We start from the raw sequence: 495 nt of genomic DNA, 5'->3' as shown, positions 1-495 counted from the left end.
CCGCCAAGGCCGTCGCCGCCGGCACCTGGAAGCCGGAAGTGCGCTGGGATGGACTGGCAGCGGGCGTCGTGAAGATGGCGCCCTACAATGACGGCATACCGGCCGACACCAAGGCCAAGCTGAAGCAGCTCGAGGCCGACATCGGCAGCGGCAAGGTGCACCCCTATGGCGGCGAGTTGAAGGACCAGGCCGGCAACCTCAAGGTCGCTGCAGGCTCCGTCCTGGCCGATGACGATGTTCGCGGCATGAACTGGTTCGTCAAAGGCATGATCGGCAAGCTGAGCTGAACGCCATCAAAGAACCAGGGAGGCGCCGAGACCGACCTTCGGCGTCCCCCTGCCTGGTTCCCGTCCAACCTCGCTTCACGCCACGGCAGGACCCGCCATGCATCCGCGTCTAGAACTGCGCAACATCTGCAAGCGCTATCCCGGCGTCGTCGCCAATGACGACGTCTCGCTGTCTATCCAGCCCGGCGAAATCCACGCCGTGCTGGGC

At 65.3% G+C, this 495-nt stretch carries 1 pseudogene; it reads left to right on the top strand.

Annotated elements, in window-relative coordinates:
• Positions 1-287: pseudogene (locus EN925_RS39075) on the top strand (BMP family ABC transporter substrate-binding protein); the annotation flags it as partial.
• Positions 288-495 lie beyond the last annotated feature (208 nt).

The sequence above is a fragment of the Mesorhizobium sp. M7A.F.Ca.US.006.04.2.1 genome, assembly GCF_004022915.1.
GTDB classification, from domain to species: Bacteria; Pseudomonadota; Alphaproteobacteria; order Rhizobiales; family Rhizobiaceae; genus Mesorhizobium; species Mesorhizobium ciceri.
Note: the sequence above shows the minus strand (reverse complement) of the source record. Positions and strands in the feature narration are given on the sequence as shown.